This window comes from Stenotrophomonas sp. TWI819, assembly GCF_039673075.1.
GTDB lineage: Bacteria > Pseudomonadota > Gammaproteobacteria > Xanthomonadales > Xanthomonadaceae > Stenotrophomonas > Stenotrophomonas rhizophila_B.
The window spans coordinates 79,678-93,313 of the sequence record NZ_JBDJKY010000011.1 but is presented as its reverse complement, the minus strand read 5'-3'; the positions used below and the strand labels follow the sequence as shown (position 1 = coordinate 93,313).

General features: G+C 67.5%; 12 protein-coding genes and 1 pseudogene. 5 read left to right on the top strand and 8 right to left on the bottom strand.

All coding sequences use genetic code 11. The features are described 5' to 3' along the window. The first annotated feature begins 19 nt into the window (after positions 1–19). Together ABE463_RS14950 and hemF are read left to right on the top strand one after the other, a co-directional pair. Positions 20–1,654 carry a hypothetical protein gene (locus tag ABE463_RS14950; RefSeq protein ID WP_259261954.1) on the top strand — a complete coding sequence of 545 codons (1,635 nt, stop codon included), beginning with the start codon at positions 20–22 and terminating at the stop codon, positions 1,652–1,654. Positions 1,655–1,706: 52 nt separating this feature from the next. Next, positions 1,707–2,603 carry an oxygen-dependent coproporphyrinogen oxidase gene (hemF, locus tag ABE463_RS14945; protein ID WP_259261953.1) on the top strand — a complete coding sequence of 299 codons (897 nt, stop codon included), beginning with the start codon at positions 1,707–1,709 and terminating at the stop codon, positions 2,601–2,603. Between the two features lie 58 nt (positions 2,604–2,661). Here the strand turns inward: hemF and ABE463_RS14940 are convergent, their stop codons facing one another. Both ABE463_RS14940 and polA read right to left on the bottom strand, forming a co-directional pair. Continuing rightward, entirely contained in the window at positions 2,662–3,135 is a 474-nt protein-coding gene (locus tag ABE463_RS14940; protein ID WP_123729821.1) for a YetF domain-containing protein, read from the bottom strand. 357 nt (positions 3,136–3,492) lie between these two features. Further along, positions 3,493–6,264: a DNA polymerase I gene (gene polA, locus ABE463_RS14935; RefSeq protein ID WP_346468696.1), complete on the bottom strand. Its 2,772-nt coding sequence runs from the start codon at positions 6,262–6,264 to the stop codon at positions 3,493–3,495. Between the two features lie 97 nt (positions 6,265–6,361). Between polA and ABE463_RS14930 the strand changes: the two genes are divergently transcribed. Together ABE463_RS14930 and ABE463_RS14925 are read left to right on the top strand one after the other, a co-directional pair. Beyond that, a complete protein-coding gene (locus tag ABE463_RS14930; protein ID WP_123729819.1) occupies positions 6,362–6,643 on the top strand; it encodes a DUF2782 domain-containing protein in 282 nt (93 codons plus the stop codon). A 50-nt stretch (positions 6,644–6,693) separates the two neighbouring features. Then, the gene (locus ABE463_RS14925) at positions 6,694–6,933 is read left to right on the top strand and encodes a hypothetical protein (RefSeq protein WP_259261951.1); all 240 of its coding nucleotides are present in this window, start codon (positions 6,694–6,696) and stop codon (positions 6,931–6,933) included. A gap of 41 nt (positions 6,934–6,974) precedes the next feature. Here ABE463_RS14925 and ABE463_RS14920 read toward each other — a convergent pair whose 3' ends face one another. From ABE463_RS14920 to ABE463_RS14910, 3 genes are all read right to left on the bottom strand, one after another. Further along, the gene (locus ABE463_RS14920; RefSeq protein ID WP_121040915.1) at positions 6,975–7,421 is read right to left on the bottom strand and encodes a universal stress protein; all 447 of its coding nucleotides are present in this window, start codon (positions 7,419–7,421) and stop codon (positions 6,975–6,977) included. A gap of 75 nt (positions 7,422–7,496) precedes the next feature. Continuing rightward, complete coding sequence (locus tag ABE463_RS14915) at positions 7,497–8,066, bottom strand: sugar O-acetyltransferase (RefSeq protein WP_346468695.1); 570 nt, start codon at positions 8,064–8,066, stop codon at positions 7,497–7,499. Positions 8,067–8,115: 49 nt separating this feature from the next. Beyond that, entirely contained in the window at positions 8,116–8,373 is a 258-nt protein-coding gene (locus tag ABE463_RS14910) for a hypothetical protein (RefSeq protein ID WP_259261949.1), read from the bottom strand. A gap of 223 nt (positions 8,374–8,596) precedes the next feature. On the opposite strand from ABE463_RS14910, the pseudogene ABE463_RS14905 reads away from it, so the two are divergent. Then, positions 8,597–9,328, top strand: a pseudogene (locus ABE463_RS14905) (ThuA domain-containing protein). On the opposite strand, the gene ABE463_RS14900 reads toward ABE463_RS14905, so the two are convergent. The 3 genes from ABE463_RS14900 to ABE463_RS14890 form a co-directional block, all read right to left on the bottom strand. Beyond that, the gene (locus ABE463_RS14900; protein WP_259261947.1) at positions 9,329–9,883 is read right to left on the bottom strand and encodes a hypothetical protein; all 555 of its coding nucleotides are present in this window, start codon (positions 9,881–9,883) and stop codon (positions 9,329–9,331) included. It abuts the pseudogene before it with no gap. A gap of 96 nt (positions 9,884–9,979) precedes the next feature. Then, a complete protein-coding gene (gene uvrD / locus ABE463_RS14895; RefSeq protein WP_346468694.1) occupies positions 9,980–12,169 on the bottom strand; it encodes a DNA helicase II in 2,190 nt (729 codons plus the stop codon). Between the two features lie 63 nt (positions 12,170–12,232). Beyond that, on the bottom strand, positions 12,233–13,624 hold the full coding sequence (locus ABE463_RS14890) for an FAD/NAD(P)-binding protein (RefSeq protein ID WP_346468716.1): 1,392 nt from the start codon (positions 13,622–13,624) through the stop codon (positions 12,233–12,235). Between the last annotated feature and the right edge of the window lie 12 nt (positions 13,625–13,636).

Genomic DNA, 13,636 nt, shown 5'->3' with positions numbered 1-13,636 from the left:
GACCTGCAAGGATGATCGTGTGACTGTTTCCCTCCCCCTTCTGCGCCGCCACGGCTGGCGCGCGACCCTGTTCACCCTGCTCACGGCGGTCAGCCTGCCGGCGGCGGCCCAGGCCATGGTCTGTGGCACGTTCGTGGCCAAGGACAGCGGCACCACGTTGACCCTGCACAGCGCCAACGAGGGCGTTCGGCAGATTCCCGGCCAGGCGCCCGAGCCTTACATCCTCAGCCGCATCGGTGACGAACTGAAGTTGGCCGACCTCGACAACGGCGGCGTCGGATCGCTGAACGTGCAGGAGGGCGGTCGCCTGCTCAGTGACCGCTTCAACGAATACCGCTTGCAGAAGGCGGCCACCTGCCGTCGTGCGACGGTGTTTCCGGCGGCGTCGTGCCGGGCCGAGATCGGCACCTGCCTGAACGACACGCTCTTTGCCAGCAACGACCGCCTGCGGCAGTGGTGCCGCGAGGATGTCCCGGCCGCCTGCAAGCGTCTGCTGGCCAACTTCCAGACCGAAGCGCGCGAGGCCGACAGGGTGGTCGCGAGACAGAACATTGCCGCAGAGCCGCCCGAACCGGACGTCTGCAAGCCCGAATCCGCTCAGTATGACGAGGACGCCTGCCTGGAGGCCGCGCGCGAGGCCGTGAGCCAAGCCTTTGCCAAGGCCCTGCTCGGCGGGCTCACCGCCGCCAATCCCTCGCCACTGCCCGCCGCGCAACTGGATGAGATCACCACGCTCTGCCAGGCGCAGACCGGCGGCACCTTCTGCGCCAAGGCCGCCGAAGCGCTGTGGGACGCCGGCCGCCTGGTTCCCGCCCGCGATGCGCTGCAACGGGCCTGCACCCACGGCAAGGACCCGCGCGCCTGCCAGCGGGCCGCCCCGCTGGCCACGCTGGATGCCAAGGCACTGACCTCGGTGGCGGTCACTGCCCTGCCCTGCGGCAGCTACGTGGCCAGCCAGGGCCTGATGGACCATCTGCCGTTCGGCGATGGCGGCATGATCGACAGCGGCTTCGGCGGCAAGCTGCGCGCGCGGCTGGTCGATGGCGACATCCATGTGCGCCATGACCAGGGCGATGACTTCGTGTTCAAGCGCCTGGCCAACGGCAATCTGATCGGCATGGACAGCTGGAACCGCTTCAGCTACTACGAGCACACCGGCGAGGCGCAGCAGTGCAGCACGCCGGTGGTCTTCGTCGAGACCCCCCTGCCGCAGGATTGCCCGACGCTCGGCCGCGAGGGCGGTGCGCAGGCCTGCTGCGCGGCAGGCAAGCTGCAGGGCTGCAATGCCGCCGGCCACCAGCTGGCGCTGCGCAACCGCTGGGCCGAGGCGGCGCCCTTCTATATGAAGCTGTGCACCGCTGGCGTACGCGAAGGCTGCGAGAACCTGGCCAGCGTCTACGAGCACACCGGTGACGAGGCGCTGCCCGAACAGATGGCCGCCCTGTGCGCGAAGGATGGCAAAGGCACCCATGTGGCCTGCGATGTGCACGCGACCCGCAACTGGGGCCTGATGCGGGTCAGCGCCGGGCTGGAACAGATTGCCGAGCGTATGGCGACCGAGCCCGATGCCGAGGCGGACGACGACGATGCACCGGCCGAGGCGCCCGCCACGACGAAGAACAGCAAGAGCAGCAACCGCAAAGGCGGCCACTGAGCGCAGGTGAGCACACGCAGGCCGTGCACCGGCCTGCGGTAAAGTAGCGCCCATGAACGACTTCGACCGCGTCCGCGCGTATCTGACCGACCTGCAGGACCGCATCTGTGCGGCGATCGAAACCGCCGACGGCCAGGCCCGCTTTGCCGAAGATCTCTGGCAGCGTGCGGAGGGCGGCGGTGGCCGGACCCGCATCCTGCGCGATGGCGCGGTGTTCGAGCAGGCCGGGATCGGGTTCTCCGATGTGGCCGGCACGCGCCTGCCGCCGTCGGCCTCGGCGAACCGTCCGGAGCTGGCCGGGGCTTCCTGGCGCGCCACCGGCGTCTCGCTGGTGTTCCATCCCGCCAATCCCTACCTGCCGACCACGCACGCCAACGTGCGCTACTTCCGCGCCGAGCGCGATGGCGTGGCGGTGGCCTCGTGGTTCGGGGGTGGCTTCGACCTCACCCCGTTCTATCCGATCGACGAAGACGTGCGGCACTGGCATCAGGTCGCGCACGATCTGTGCGCGCCCTTCGGCGAAGAGCGCTATGCGGCGCACAAGCGCTGGTGCGATGAGTATTTCTTCCTGCGCCACCGCAACGAGACGCGCGGCGTGGGCGGATTGTTCTTTGACGATCTGCACGGCGATTTCGAGCGCGATTTCGCGTATCTGCGTGCGGTCGGCGATGGTTTCCTGGACGCCTATCTGCCGCTGGTGGAGCGCCGCAAGGACACGCCCTATGGCGAGCGCGAGCGCGAATTCCAGCTGTACCGGCGCGGCCGCTATGTCGAGTTCAATCTGGTCTACGACCGCGGCACCCTGTTCGGGCTGCAGAGTGGCGGGCGCAGCGAAAGCATCCTGATGAGCCTGCCGCCGCGCGTGCGCTGGGAGTATGGCTTCCAGCCGGAGGCCGGCAGTGATGAGGCGCGTTTGGCCGATTACCTCGTCCCGCGCGACTGGCTCTAACGGGCTCTAACGGGGACGGAGGTAGTTAAGCGCATGCGCTTAACTACCTCCGTCCCCGTTATTTCTTCGGCACGATCGTGATGTGCCCGTTGATCTCCAGCACCGCCAACGCGACGTCGTCGATGGTCAGGCAGCCCTGCTGACGCAGCGCGGCGTCCAGGTCGGACGGGGTGACCAGCTCACGCTTGAGTACCGAGTCGAGCACTTTGCCATCGCGTGCGATCAGCACCGGCTCGCCTTCGACCAGCGATTCGATCCGGCGGCTGCGCGTGGTCAGCCAGCCGACGCCGTAGTTGATCGAGATCAGCGTCGCCGCGAGCAGCAGGCCGCCGCCCAAGGACGTGTCCTGGCCCAGCAGTGCGTTCTGCACCGCGTTGCCCAGCAGCACGATCAGCAATACGTCGAAGGGGGTGATCTGGCCCAGCGCGCGTTTGCCCGAGAGCCGCACCATGCCCAGCACCACCACGTACACCACCACCGCGCGGAGGATGAATTCCCACCACGGCATGGCCAATGCAAACAGGTCGCTCATCGCCTCTCCCCGACTGGTCCGGCCAGCATGGGCCGGCACCCGGTCAGAGGCAATGGTTGGGCGTCGCGGGCAGGCGCTTTCGGCCGCCACAAATAAAAAGCCCCGCCAACCAGGGGGAGGTTAGCGGGGCCGGGGAACGGGCGCTTGGGGAGGAGCCCCCGTTCCGAGATCTGCTCCAGGGGATGGGAGAGATCCACAACAGGCATTGCGCCTGTCGAGGTCTATAAAAGCACTCCGAACATTGATAGTTCGTGAAGGGGCCCAATTAATACTGGGCTCCTCCCGGGAACATTCATCCAGCAGTCAGATTATCGGGAAGCAATGAACCAATTCAGCCTTTTGACTGTGATTCAGGCCTCAATGTGCCTCATCCCAGTTGTCGCCGACGCCAGCGTCCACCACCAACGGCACGCGCAGTTCGGCCGCTGACGACATCAGTTCAACCACTTTCAAACGCAAGGTGTCGAGGAAACTGCTTTCGGTTTCAAACACCAGTTCATCGTGTACCTGCAGAATCATCTTGGCCTGGTCGCTGTGCTCCTGCAGCCAGTCGTCCACCTTCACCATGGCGCGCTTGATGATGTCCGCCGCGGTGCCCTGCATCGGGGCATTGATCGCCGCCCGTTCAGCACCGGCGCGCAGGCCCTGGTTGCGGGCGTTGATATCGTTCAGGTACAGACGACGGCCGAACAGGGTTTCCACATAGCCCTGGTCACGGGCCTGCTGACGCATCCGCTCCATGAAGTCGCGCACGCCCGGGTAGCGGCTGAAATACAGCGCCACGTAGTCCTGGGCCTGGCCGCGGTCGATCCCGAGGTTGCGGGCCAACCCGAACGCGCTCATGCCGTACATCAGGCCGAAGTTGATCGCCTTGGCGGCCCGGCGCTCGTTCGAGGTGACCTCCTCCAGGCTGCGGCTGAAGACTTCCGCCGCGGTCGCCCGGTGCACGTCCACGCCCTGCTCGAAGGCCCTCACCAGGCCGGGGTCCTCGGAGAGGTGGGCCATGATCCGCAGCTCGATCTGCGAGTAATCGCAGGCCAGGATCTTGCGGCCCGGCGGGGCCACGAAGGCGCGGCGGATGCGGCGGCCGTCCTCGGTGCGGATCGGGATGTTCTGCAGGTTCGGGTCCGAGGACGACAGCCGGCCGGTGGCGGCGCCGGACTGGTGGTAGCTGGTGTGCACCCGGCCGGTGTCCTGGTTGATCATCTCCGGCAGCTTGTCCGTATAGGTGCTGCGCAGCTTGGCCAGCCCGCGGTACTCCAAGATCACCCGCGGCAGCTCGTGCTGCTCGGCGATCGCCTCCAGCGCCTCTTCATTGGTGCTGGGCTGGCCCTTGGGGGTCTTCACCAGCGCCGGCAGCTGGAGTTCGTCGAACAGCACGGCCTGCAGCTGCTTGGGCGAATCCAGGTTGAAGGTGCGCCCGGCCAGCTCGGTGGCCTTCTGCTGGGCGGCCAGCATGCGCGAGCCCAGGTCCTGGCTCTGCCGGCGCAGTTCGGCCATGTCGATGTGCACGCCATTGGCTTCGATGCGGGTCAGCACTGGCACCAGCGGCATCTCGATGTCGCGGTAGACGCTGTCCAGCGAGGGCGTGGCCCGCAGCTGTGGCTGCAGCGCGTGGTGCAGGCGCAGGGTCACGTCGGCATCTTCGGCGGCGTAGCGGCAGGCTTCGTCCAGGCCCACCTGCGAGAACGAGATCTGCTTGGCACCCTTGCCGGCCACCTCTTCGAACTTGATGGTGGTGTAGCCCAGGTAACGCATCGCCAGCGAGTCCATGTCATGGCGCGTGGCGGTGGAATTGAGCACGAAGCTCTCCAGCATGGTGTCGTCGTGGTACCCCTGCACGTTCACGCCGTGGCGGCGCAGCACGTGCAGGTCGTACTTGCCGTGCTGGCCAAGCTTCTTCTTGGCGGGGTCTTCCAGCGCCGGGCGCAATGCCGCCAGTACCTGCTCACGCGGCAGCTGGGCCGGCGCGCCGGGGTAATCGTGACCGACCGGGATATAGGCCGCCCGGCCCGGCTCGACCGCCAGGCTGATGCCGACCAGGTTGGCGCGCATGGCGTCCAGCGCGTCGGTCTCGGTATCGAAGGAGATCAGCTCGGCATCGGCCAGGCGCTGCACCCAGGCATCGAGCTGCTCGGTGGTCAGCACCATCTCGTACTCGCCCGGGGCGGACAGCGCCGGGTCGACCGGCACCACCGCCTCATCCGGCGTGGCACGCGCGTAGCCGGCCGCGGTGCCACGCAGGCTGACCGGGGCATCGCTGGCAGCGGCCGGGGCCGGCACGGGGCCGCCCAGCTCCTTGAGCGCCTGGGTGAAACCGTAGCGCAGGTACAGCTCGCTCAGCGACGGCACGTCCGGCTCGCGCAGCGGCAGCGTCTGCGCCGACACCTCCAGCGGCACATCGGTACGGATCGTGACCAGCTCGCGGTTGAGCGGCAGGCGCTCCAGCGCCGCGCGCAGGTTCTCGCCGATCTTGCCCTTCATGGTCGGCGCCGCCGCCATCACCCCCTCCAGGTGCTGGTACTCGGCCAGCCACTTGGCGGCGGTCTTGGGGCCGCACTTCTCCACGCCGGGCACGTTGTCCACGGCGTCGCCCATCAGTGCCAGCAGGTCGACGATCTGGTCAGCGCGCACGCCGAACTTCTCCATCACCGCCGCGTCCGAATCCATGCGGCTGCCGGTCATGGTGTTGACCAGTTCGATGCCCGGGCGGACCAGCTGGGCGAAGTCCTTGTCGCCGGTGGAAATGGTCACCTGCAGGCCATCGCGGTGGCCCTGCAGGGCCAGCGTACCGATCACATCATCGGCTTCCACGCCGGGGATGCGCAGGATGCTCAGGCCCAGCGCCTCGACGATGCGGCACATCGGCTCGATCTGCGGGCGCAGGTCGTCGGGCATCGGCGGGCGGTTGGCCTTGTAGTCGGCATACAGGTCGTCACGGAAGGTCTTGCCGGGCGCATCGACCACGAAGGCGACGTACGCGGGGCGCTCCTTCAAGGTGGCGCGCAGCATGTTGACCACACCGAACAGCGCGCCGGTGGGTTCACCGTGTGCGTTGGTCAGCGGCGGAAGCGCGTGGAACGCGCGATACAGGTAACTGGACCCGTCAATCAGGACTAATCGGCTCATGGGACGATTCTACGCGCCCGGCCCTGACCGTCGTCGGCACCGGCCTCACGATCCATCGGGCATAATCAGGCCCTCTTCGCCCAAGGACTCCCGGCCCATGAAGATTCTGTTGCTCGCAGGCGTTCTCGCGCTGGCTGGCTGTGCCACCGGTGGTGGCGGCAGGCCCCCGGTCGATGTCACCGGTGCCGATGTGGTCAAGACGGTGCAGGACAACGGCGACACCATCGAGGAATACCGGGTCGGCGGCCAGTTGCGGATGGTCAAGGTGACCCCGTCGCGCGGTGCCCCGTTCTACATGTACGACCAGAACGGCGATGGCCGCATGGACGGGGACAAGGACGGCGTCTCGCCGGTGTACTGGAAGCTCTACAGCTGGTGATTCCGGGGGTCGGCCAGGCGCTGACCTCCATCCCTGCTTTCCCACGCTCGATGACGACACCCGAACGCCGCCACGATCCGAATCCGGCCCAACTGCGCGCCGGCCTCACTGCAGAGCAGCGCCAGGCGGTGGAGACGCTGGAGCATTTCGGCTGGCAGCTGCGCTTCGTGCGCCGCCCGCTGTTCCGTGATCCGATCCCGGTACTGTTCGACCGCAGCGGCGAGCGTTATGTCGTGCTGCAGCCGGATGGCACGCTGGATGAATCGCAGACGCTGAAACTGCGCGACTGAGGGGCACTGCCGGCCGCTGGCGGGCACTACACGTTTCTCCGTTATCGTATGACCAGCACCGGCACCGTGCTGCGGGCCAGCACTTCGGCGGTCTGGCTGCCGAGCAGCACGCGGGTGACGCCACGGCGGCCGTGCGAGGTCATCACGATCAGGTCGCTGCCGCGTTCGGTGGCGGTATCGATGATGCCGTCAGCGGCATAGCGGTCCAACACGTGCACGGTCGCCGTACGCAGGCCCTGCGCTTCCGCGGCGGCCTTGGCCGGCTGCAGCACCTTCTGCGCGGTCTCTTCGCGGTCGGCTTTGTATTCGGGCGTGTTCATGTAGCCCACGCTCCAGCCCATCGCGTCGTACATACCGACGGCCCATGGCTCGGAGACGGTCACGATATCGACCTCGGCATCGAGGTCTTTGGCCAGCTCCAGGCCCTTGGCCAGGCCTTTCTCGGCCAGCTCCGAACCATCGGTGGCAATCAGGATGCGCTTGTACATGGCAGAGCTCCTTGGGGTGGGCAATGGAAACATCACCATTGCACACCCGATGTGGACGCGGTGCCTTGAGTTGGATCAATCGCCGTGGGCGCGCGCAGGCACCCTCCGTGCCGGATTGCCCACCACGGTCGCGCCCGCCGGCACATCGCGGGTGACCACACTGCCCGCACCCACCACCGCGTCATCGCCGATGGTGACGCCGGGCAGCACGATCGCGCCGCCACCGATCCACACATTGCGCCCGATCCGGACCGGCTTGGCCGACTCCAGGCCTTCAGCCCGTGCCTGCGGATCACGCGGATGATCGGCGGCATAGAGCTGCACTGCCGGACCGATCTGGGTGCCATCGCCGATGCTGACCTCGGCCACGTCCAGGATCACGCAGTTGTAGTTGAGGAACACGCCCTGCCCCAGGCGGATGTTGTAGCCGTAATCGCAGTGGAATGGCGGCCGGATCACCGCACCCTCGCCGACCGCACCAAGCTGCTCGCGCAACAGCGCGCGGCGCACGGCCGGGGTTTCGGCCAGGGCGGCGTTGTAGCGGACCATCCAGACCTTGGCCGCGGCCATGTCGGCCTGCAACTCGGGATCCCCGGGGCGGTAGGGCAGCCCGGACAGCATCTTTTCCTTTTCACTCGGACTCATATGGCCTCCATCAGACAGAGGCCGATGATGCCGGTTGCGTGTTCGACTGTCAGCGCGTGCGGCGACGCGTGCCCAGCAGCGCGACCACCGCGAAGACGATGCCGCTCAGCCAGAACCACAGTGTTGCCTGGCCGATGCACACCCCACTGGGCTGCGGCTGGCAGCGCAGGCGCAGCAGATCGAAGTCGCCACCGTCGGCCAGGCAGGTCTGCGCGTGCTGGAACAGGGCCAGCACCGGCTCGGCCCAGCCTGCCGACCATGTCAGCAGAACCAGTGCAGCAAGCAGATACGGAATTCCCTTGTTCACGAGTGCGCTCCCAGCGGACAGGGGCAGACTCTGGGCGCAGGCCCGGGGTGCGACAAGCGCCACGCGACGAACTGTGTGAAATCCGGGATGAGCCGGGGGCGATCGGGGATGAAGCGAGGCGCTCTGGCCCACCACAACGCGGATAGCGCAGGCATGCGCTGCCTGGGATGCCTGTGCTGCAGCGCAGGACGGAGACCGGCAGCGCCCATGACAGACTTCACGCATGCGCCCTCTGCTCATCGCCCTGCTGTGCTCGCTGGCCCTGCTGCCGCTACCCGGCCTTGCCGCCGCGCCGGGTCCGGACCGCGTCCTGATCTTCAGCCGCACCGCCAAGTTCCACCATGACTCGATTCCTGTGGCCGTGGCGGCGCTGCGCGAGCTGAGTGCCGAGGCCGGCATGACGGCGGACCCGAGCGACGATCCCCGGGATTTCCGCCCCGACAACCTCGCCCGCTACCGCGCCGTGGTCTTCGCCAATACCACCGGCGATGTACTCGACGACACGCAACAGGCGGCGATGGAGCAGTTCATCCGCAACGGTGGCGGTTTCATGGGCGTGCACGCCGCGGCCGACACCGAATACGACTGACCGTGGTACGGCGAACTGGTCGGCGCGTGGTTCCACAAGCACCCGGAGGGTCTGCAGGACACGCGGGTGCAGCCCGAGCGTGACGGCAAACCGTCAGGCCCGGCGTGGCCGATCCGCGATGAGCTCTACAACTACCGGCGCAATCCGCGTGGGATGGTGCAGGTCATCGCGACGGTGGACGAAGCGCGCTACGACGGCGGCACCATGGGCGCCGATCATCCCATCGCCTGGTGCCGGTCCTTCGATGGCGGCCGCAGCTGGTACACCGGGCTGGGCCATGATGCTTCGGTGTACGCCAATCCGGATGTGCGGGCGCAGCTGCGCCGTGGCCTGCGCTATGCAGCAGGCCACGCGCCGGACTGCTGATCAGGCGGTACGCACCACGCGTGCGCCCTGGCACAGCGGGTAGCTCGCCAGCAGATCGGCGATGCACGCGTGCAGGGTGTCGAACGAGGCGCCATACAGATACAGCGCCGTCTCGGTCGGGCCCTGCCACCAGCTGCAGATCTCGCCGTGGCCTTCGATGCGCTCGACGATCTGTTCGAACACATAGTTCGAATCACACTGTTCGTAGACCTCATCGGGCAGATCGGTGCCGTTGAGATACAACGCCAAGCCTTCGGTGACGCCGAACGGCTGATCGGGGGCGCCTTCGCGCTGGATCAGCGAGCCCTTCGGCGCTCCCAGCTGCTCCAGCAGCTCGATCACGCCAGGCAACGAGGCCGGATCGTTCAACGCGACCTCGATATCGCCGTAGTCCACTTCACCGTCTTCGGTCAGCGCGGTGCCGCCGCCCGTGATCTCGCCCAGCTCGGCACTGCCCAGCAGCGCATCGAGCGGATCTTCGAACAGCTCATGGCGATGCTCGGGCTGGAGCCTGGCATTCAATTTGACGGTGAGGTGCAGCGGCGAATCGGTCATGGCGGGGGCCTGTTCGAAAAGGATGGCGCCATTGTAGTGCGGGCCGCTGGCCGGCTCCCGACAAGGAATGCCGCCGATTGTAGTGCCGGCCGTCGCTCAGAGCACCGTCAGATTGGCATACGCCATCACCAGCCACTTGCTGCCGGCCTCGATGAATTCGACCTGCACGCGGGCGTGCTGGCCGTTGCCTTCGTAGTCGGTGACCATGCCTTCGCCGAACTTGGGATGGTTGACCATCGCGCCCAGCTTGAGCGGCGGTGCTTCCAGCGCCGCGTGGCCCATCACCCGGTTGGCACCGAGCGAGGTGCCGCGCGAGACCTGCACCTTGGGGCGCACTTCGTTGACCAGCTCCCGCGGGATCTCGCGCAGGAAGCGCGAGGGCACGTTGTAGTTGTCCTGGCCATGGATGCGACGTGATTCGGCGTAGCAGAGCACCAGCTTCTGGCGCGCGCGGGTGATACCCACATACGCCAGGCGACGTTCTTCTTCCAGCCGGCCGCTTTCTTCCAGCGAGCGCGCGCTCGGGAACAGGCCGTCTTCCATGCCGGCCAGGAACACCAGCGGGAACTCCAGGCCTTTGGCGGCGTGCAGCGTCATCAACTGCACGCCCTCTTCGCCGGCCTGGGCCTGGCCTTCGCCGGCCTCCAGCGAGGCATAGGCGAGGAAGGCGACCAGCTCGCTCATGTCCTGGGTTTCTTCGACATCGTCCTCGCGGCGCACGAAGCGCGAGGCCACCGAGACCAGTTCGTCCAGGTTGTCCGCGCGCGATTCCGAATCCAGCGCGTTGCGGCTTTCCTTGGACCAGTGCTCGCGCAGGCCCGAGCGCATCAGCACGTGGTCGATGCGTTCAGCCAGGGTCATCGTGTCCGCTTCGGCCTGGAGCTGGTTGACCAGCACCAGGAAGCCGGCCAGCGCGTTGCGTGCACGTGCAGCGAGCTCATTGCCCTGCGTGGTCAGCATGGTGGCCTCCCACAGCGAGATCGCGTGGGTACGGGCCAAACGGCGCACTTCATCCAGGGTGCGGTCGCCGATGCCACGCGTCGGCGTGTTGACCGCGCGCTCGAAGGCAGCGTCATCGTTGCGGTTGGTCATCAACCGCAGGTACGCCAGCGCGTCCTTGATTTCGGCGCGCTCGAAGAAGCGCATGCCGCCGTACACGCGGTACGGCACCTGCTCGGAGAGCAGCGATTCTTCGAAGGCACGCGACTGTGCATTGCTGCGGTAGAGCACGGCGACGTCGCCGTAGCTGCCACCATCGCGCACCCACTGGCGCGCGCGCTCGACCACGTAACGCGCCTCGTCCATTTCGTTGTAGGCCGCGTACAGATCGATGGGATCGCCATCGCCGCTGTCGGTCCACAACTCCTTGCCGATACGGTCCGGGTTGTGCGCGATCACCGCATTGGCCGCACCGAGGATGTTGGCGGTGGAGCGGTAGTTCTGCTCCAGGCGCACGGTCTGAGCACCCGGGAAATCCTTCAGGAAGCGCTGGACGTTCTCGACCTTGGCGCCGCGCCAGCCATAGATGGCCTGGTCGTCATCGCCGACCACGAACACGTGGCCGGTCTCGCCGGCCAGCACACGCACGAAGGCGTACTGGATGGCATTGGTGTCCTGGAACTCGTCCACCAGGATTTCGCGGAAGCGCGAGCGGTAGTGCGCCAGCAGCGCCGGGTTGTCGCGCAGCAGTTCATGTGCGCGCAGCAGCAGCTCGGCGAAATCGACCAGACCGGCGCGGTCGCAGCGCTCCTGGTAGGCGATGTAGGCCTGGCGCATGGTTTCCAGCCACGCGTCATGCGGCTCCGGCTGGATGTGCTGCGGGCGGCGGCCCTCGTCCTTCTGCTCGTTGATCCACCAGGCGATCTGCTTCGGCGGGAACTTGCCGTCGTCGATCTCCAGCTGCTGGACCACGCGCTTGACCAGCCGCAGCTGGTCGTCCGAATCCATCACCTGGAAGCTGTCGGGCAGCTTGGCGTCCTGGAAATGCAGGCGCAGCAGGCGATGGGCCAGCCCGTGGAAGGTGCCGATCCAGGCGCCGCGGCTGCCCTGCGACAGCTGCAGGTCGATGCGGTGACGCATCTCGCCGGCAGCCTTGTTGGTGAAGGTCACCGCAAAAATGCCATGGGTCGGCACGCCGCAGACTTCGTTGAGCCAGGCGATGCGGTGGATAAGCACGCGGGTCTTGCCGGAACCGGCACCGGCAAGCACCAGATGGTGGCCGGGCGGGGCGGACACAGCTTCGCGCTGGGCGGGGTTCAACCCGTCGAGCAAGTGGGAAACATCCATGTCCCCATTTTACCCTTGGGCGGGTCGTTCCGGGTCGTTACGCGGCGCCCGGACCGAACGGGTTCAGCCGCGCGCGGCCTGTTCGGCCTGCACGCGCAGCTCCGGGATCGCCAGGCTCTCCCACAAGGTGCCGATGCGCAGGCTGCCGACCACCCGGATCGCAGGGTGCGGCTGGCCATGACCATCGATCAGGGCACCGTCGTCCACGGTGGTATCCAGCCCCAGACCGTGCGGCCCCGGGCGGGCATGCCCCTCGGCGAGCAGCTGCTGGACCAGCGGATTGCGCATCGACAGTGCGCGGGTCTCCACCCCGGTGGCGTTGATCACCGCGCCCACGGTCAGCGGCGGCAGGCCGCCGTCCGGGCTGCGGCCGTGCAGCTGCAGCCCACGTTCCTGCACCAGCAGCGTGTCCAACCGCGCGCGGTGGCGCTGCAGCTGGCCGCTGCGCTCCAGTTCGGCGACCTGGGCATGCACCGATTCGGCGATGCGATGGCGATGCACGTCCCAATGGCGCACCACATGGCGCAGGAAGCGGCGTTGATCGGCCTCGCTCAGGCTCAGCCACAGCGCCTGGCCCATCGGCCGGATGCGGTCCATCACGCTCTGCCAGGGGATGCCTTGCGCCACGGCGGCATCGGCCTGGGCGCGCAACTCGCGCACGCGCTGGCGCAGCGACATCGCCAGCAACGGCTGTGGATCGAAGGTGACCGCGGCGCCATGCGCCTGCGGCAAGGGCAGCAACGCGTGGCGCGACAGCACGTAGATGCGGCCACGATGACCGGCGGCCGCGAGGGCAACCACACTGTCGGCCATGCTCAGGCCCGAGCCGATGATGGCCAGATCGTCGTCGCCGGCCAGGACACGCACGGCGTCGTAGTCCCACGCCTCCACCGCCTGGTCGGGCGGCAGTGCATCGGCACCGGGCACCGGCAGCGGGCGCATGCTGTTGCCGCAGGCCAGCACCACGCGCTGCGCGCGCCACGTCACGTCGTCGTCGAGCCGCAGCTGCATGCCGTATGGGGTGGGCACCAGCGCGAACACCGGCTGTTCAACCACCTCCAGTGCCGCAGCGCTGCGCTCGCATGCCTGCTCCAGCCGCTCGCGCAGGTACGCGGCGTAATGGCGCCGCGGCACGAACTGCTCGGCCAGCACGTCGCGCGGTACATCGGGAATCGCCTGGCTGTCGATCAGGTAGTCGAGGAAATCCGCAGGCTGATCGGGCAGCCCGCTCATCTTGCCGGCCGGCACGTTGAGCAGATGCTCGGGCCACGGTGTGGCGTAGGCGATGCCTTCCGCGAGGACCGAGGCCGGCTCGAACAGCACGATGCGTGACGGCCGCGTTGCATGGCGCAGGGCCTGCAGCGCGACGAGGACGCCGGCAGCGCCGCCGCCGACGATGGCCAGATCACACTGGCGGTGGGTATCGGACGCAGTCATGCCTCGATTGTAGGCGATGCGCGTGGACCG

Coding starts and splice junctions, on each gene's coding strand:
- ABE463_RS14915 (WP_346468695.1), bottom strand. CDS start 8,066: ATGAGTCCGAGTGAAAAGGAAAAGATGCTGTCCGGGCTGCCCTACCGC.
- hemF (WP_259261953.1), top strand. CDS start 1,707: ATGAACGACTTCGACCGCGTCCGCGCGTATCTGACCGACCTGCAGGAC.
- ABE463_RS14930 (WP_123729819.1), top strand. CDS start 6,362: ATGAAGATTCTGTTGCTCGCAGGCGTTCTCGCGCTGGCTGGCTGTGCC.
- ABE463_RS14940 (WP_123729821.1), bottom strand. CDS start 3,135: ATGAGCGACCTGTTTGCATTGGCCATGCCGTGGTGGGAATTCATCCTC.
- ABE463_RS14925 (WP_259261951.1), top strand. CDS start 6,694: ATGACGACACCCGAACGCCGCCACGATCCGAATCCGGCCCAACTGCGC.
- polA (WP_346468696.1), bottom strand. CDS start 6,264: ATGAGCCGATTAGTCCTGATTGACGGGTCCAGTTACCTGTATCGCGCG.
- ABE463_RS14920 (WP_121040915.1), bottom strand. CDS start 7,421: ATGTACAAGCGCATCCTGATTGCCACCGATGGTTCGGAGCTGGCCGAG.
- ABE463_RS14900 (WP_259261947.1), bottom strand. CDS start 9,883: ATGACCGATTCGCCGCTGCACCTCACCGTCAAATTGAATGCCAGGCTC.
- uvrD (WP_346468694.1), bottom strand. CDS start 12,169: ATGGATGTTTCCCACTTGCTCGACGGGTTGAACCCCGCCCAGCGCGAA.